Consider the following 3896-nt stretch of genomic DNA (forward strand, 5'->3'; position numbering starts at 1 on the left):
GCTCGGGCGGCGGCGCAGCCGACACGGCAGCCGAGCATGGGCTCGGCTCTACTCCATTCCCAGCTTCTTCAGCTTGTAACGCAGCGCCCGGAAGGTGATGCCGAGCTGTGCGGCAGTGCGCGTCTTGTTCCAGCGGTTCTCTTCCAGCGCGCGCTGGATGGCGCTGCGTTCGAGCTGCTCGATGTAGGAGGGCAGGGCGGCGTTGCCGGGCTGCAGGTCGACCACGGCCTCGGGGGCGGCGGGACCGCCGGCGGTGCGCGGGGCGTGCTGCGGCAGGCGCAGGTCATCGGCCCCGATGCGGTCTTCCTCGGCCAGGGCCAGCGCGCGCTCGAGGATGTTTTCCAGTTCGCGCACGTTGCCCGGGAACCCGTACTGGCCCAGCGCGTCCAGCGCCGAGGGGGCCAGCAGCGGGGTGGGGCGGCCGTGGCTGCGGGCCAGCCGTGCCAGGATCGAACCGGCCAGGTCCGGCAGGTCCTGGCGGCGCTCGCGCAGCGGCGGCACCCGCAGTTCAATCACGTTGATGCGGTAGTACAGGTCGTGGCGGAACCGTCCGTCCTCGACCAGCTCGGCCAGGTCCTTGTGGGTGGCCGACAGGATGCGCACATCCACCGGTTCCTCGTTGGGCGCACCCAGCGCACGCACCGACTTTTCCTGGATGGCGCGCAGCAGCTTCACCTGCATCTGCAGGGGCAGCTCGGCCACTTCATCCAGGAACAGGGTGCCGCCGTGCGCGGCCTGGAACAGGCCCGGCTTGTCGGCATGGGCGCCGGTGAAGCTGCCTTTGCGGTGGCCGAAGAACTCGCTTTCCATCAGTTCGGTGGGGATGGCACCGCAGTTGACCGGAATGAACGGCCCGGCGGCACGCGCGCCCTGCGCGTGGATGGTGCGCGCGACCAGTTCCTTGCCCACCCCGGATTCCCCCAGGATGTAGACCGGTGCCTGGCTGCGGGCGACCTTGCCGATGGTGGTACGCAGCAGGTCCATGGCCGGCGAATCACCCAGCAGGCGCGCGGCCTGTTCGGTGGCGACGGCAGGCGCCGGGCGTTCGCTGTTGTTGAGCTCCAGCGCGTGCTTGACCAGGCCGCGCAGCACGCTGATGTCCACCGGCTTGCTGACGAAATCGAAGGCGCCGGCCTTCAGCGCTTCCACTGCCAGGTCCATGCTGCCGAAGGCAGTGATCATCGCCACCGGCGTGCGCGGGTAGTGCTGGGCGATCTCACTGACCAGTTCGATGCCGTTGCCGTCGGGCAGCCGCATGTCGGTGATGCACAGGTCGTAGGGATTGCTGGCCAGCAGTTCGCGGGCTTCGGCGAGGTTGGCGGCGGTACTGATGCGCAGGCCCATGCGACCAAGGGTCAGCACCAGCAGTTCGCGGATGTCGCGTTCGTCGTCGACGACGAGAGCGCTGCGGGTTTCGTTCATGGGCGGAGAAGATAAACGAGGGGGGCTGGATGCGACAAATGTTTGACGCGGCGGATCACTGCGGAAGCAGGGTGTGCGGGCCGGGCAGGACCAGGCGGAAGCACGAGCCCCCGGCCGGCACGGGGATGTAATCCAGCCGCGCCTGGTTGGCCCGGCACAGCTCGCGGGCGATGTACAGCCCCAGACCGGTGCCGTGCTCGGAGGTGGTGAAGAAGGGGCGGAACAGCTGTGCGGCCACCGCCTCGGGAATGCCGGGGCCACGGTCCATCACGTCGATCACCGCGCTGCGTTCGTGCTGGGCCACGCGCAGGCGCACCCGCGCCGGCTGCTCGCCGATGCGGCCGTACTTCAGCGCGTTGTGCACCAGCACGGTCAGCACCTGGTAGAGGTGGCGGGTATCGACCAGGGCCGGTACGGAGGTGTCGTTGATGATCGGCTCGATGCTGTCCGTTTCCAGCGTCTGGCCCTGCTTGTACTCCAGCACGAAGCGGCGCACGAAGGCGGCCAGGTCGACGTTCTCGGGGGTGGCGCGCTCGCGCCGGGCCAGGCCCAGCACGCTTTCGACGATGCCATTGGTGCGCTGGCACTGCTGGTGGATGATCTGCAGCAGACGGCGGTCGCTTTCGTTGAAGCCGGTGCCTTCCTCCAGCAGCTGCACGGCGTAGTTGATGGCCGCCAGCGGGTTGCGGATCTCGTGCGCCAGGCTGGCCGAGAAGCGGCCCATCGCTGACAGGGTGAGTGATTCGGCGCGGCGCGAGACCACGCTGGAATCATCCAGGAACACCAGGGCCAGCTCGCTGCCGGCCAGCAGGCGGGCAAAGCGCGGCTGCACCTCGGGCTGGTCGGGGGTGAGCTGCAGCGGCATCTCATCCTGTGCCCAGCCATTGCGCCAGCGGCTCAGGCGCCGGGCCAGCTCGGGGGCGACGCTGGCCAGGTCGAGCTGGCCGCTCTCGCCGACGCCGTCGTTGTCGCCCAGCAGCAGGGAGGCGGCCTCGTTGGCCAGGGTGATGCGGTTGTCGCCATCGACGACGATCACGCCGGTACGCATGCGGCGGATGATCAACTCGTTGATCTGGAAAAGATTGGCCACTTCATCGCCGCGTTGGTTGGCCAGTTGCTGGTTGCGCCGCGCGCGGCTGCCCACCTGGTAGCTGATGAAGGCCAGGGCCAGGTAGCTGGTGGCGAACATGGCCAGTTCGGCCAGGGTGCGGGTGGGGTCGCCGCCTTCCAGCACCTTCCACAGGTACTCGGCGGCGGTAGCGACGCTGGCGGCCAGGGCCAGCACCAGGCCCCAGCTGAGCGGCAGCAGCGTGGCCGCAGCGGCGATGTTGAACAGCAGCGACATCGAGATGCCGGCGCTGGCACCGGGCAGCGCGTGTGACAGCAGGCTGGCGGCGATGATGTCCAGCGCCACGCCGGTGACCACGATCGGCAGCAGCCAGCGTTCGCTGCGGCCCACCACCAGCAGCAGCAACGACAGCGCAAGGTAGGCGGTGCCGACGCCGTAGGCCAGGCGCGGATGGTGCGCTTCGCCGACCATGGACGACAGCGGGCTGAACAGCAGGGCGGCAATGACCGAGGCGATCAGCACGCGGTACAGCGCGAAGAAATACAGCTCACGCCGTGGAATCGATTCGATACGGTCGATCAATGAAGCGCTGGGTGACACGCCGGAACTCCCCTTCTGGCTGCCTGGAACTGGATCTGACGGCGTTGGCCTTGGAGCGCACCCGACTTTCCCCCGATCGTCGGCTGCGCCCTTTGTCATCTTGTAGAGTCGAGCCATGCTCGACTGCTTCCGGTCGGTCCGTAGAGTCGAGCTTGCTCGACTGCTTCATGCATCAGTCGAGCAAGCTCGACTCTACGGGACCTGCGCACCCAGTATAGGCCTGTGTAAGCGTTTTCCTGCGCAGTCGACCCGCAGCGGGCGGCGGCGGGCACTCCGCCGGGCCGCTGCAACTGCCTGAATGGCGGCGGAAATCTGCCCGGGTCTGGCCATTTGTCCATACTTCTTTGCGCCCCGGCGCTGGCTCAGCCACAATAGTGGGCCCGCCGCGGTCCATGCCGGCGCCCCGCCGGGGCCCCTGAGGAATTGCGTGCGGTCGTTCCTATTCCCACGGTGACGCATGAATTTCCACGAATACCAGTCAAAACAACTGCTTGCCGAGTACGGCATCCCGGTCCCGGCCGGCAAGGTCGCTGCGACCCCGGACGAAGCAGTTGCCGCTGCCAACTCCCTGGGCCAGGGCCCCTGGATGGTCAAGGCGCAGATCCACGCTGGCGGCCGCGGCAAGGCTGGCGGCGTCAAGTTCTGCAAGACCACTGACGACGTGAAGGCCGCTGCGGCCAAGATGCTCGGCACCAAGATGGCCACCTACCAGACCGCCGGCGTTGAGCTGCCGGTCAACCTGGTGCTGGTGCCGAGCGGTTGGGCGTGATCGATTACTCGCGGCCCTCCACCGAACAGCGGCTGT

The 3896-nt window shown here is 68.0% G+C and carries 2 protein-coding genes and 1 pseudogene; 1 reads left to right on the forward strand and 2 read right to left on the reverse strand.

Translation table 11 applies throughout. From position 1 onward, the window contains the following. Positions 1–48: 48 nt before the first annotated feature. A complete protein-coding gene (locus ACQKDV_RS11850) occupies positions 49–1422 on the reverse strand; it encodes a sigma-54-dependent transcriptional regulator (RefSeq protein WP_427783934.1) in 1374 nt (457 codons plus the stop codon). A 55-nt stretch (positions 1423–1477) separates the two neighbouring features. Further along, positions 1478–3091, reverse strand: a complete 1614-nt coding sequence (locus ACQKDV_RS11855) for a sensor histidine kinase (RefSeq protein WP_427783935.1) — start codon at positions 3089–3091, stop codon at positions 1478–1480. A gap of 457 nt (positions 3092–3548) precedes the next feature. Here ACQKDV_RS11855 and ACQKDV_RS11860 point away from each other — a divergent pair. Then, a pseudogene (locus ACQKDV_RS11860) lies at positions 3549–3842 on the forward strand (ATP-grasp domain-containing protein); the annotation flags it as partial. Positions 3843–3896: the final 54 nt, after the last annotated feature.

The sequence above is a fragment of the Stenotrophomonas sp. NPDC077659 genome (genome assembly GCF_050268705.1).
In the GTDB taxonomy this organism is placed as follows: domain Bacteria; phylum Pseudomonadota; class Gammaproteobacteria; order Xanthomonadales; family Xanthomonadaceae; genus Stenotrophomonas.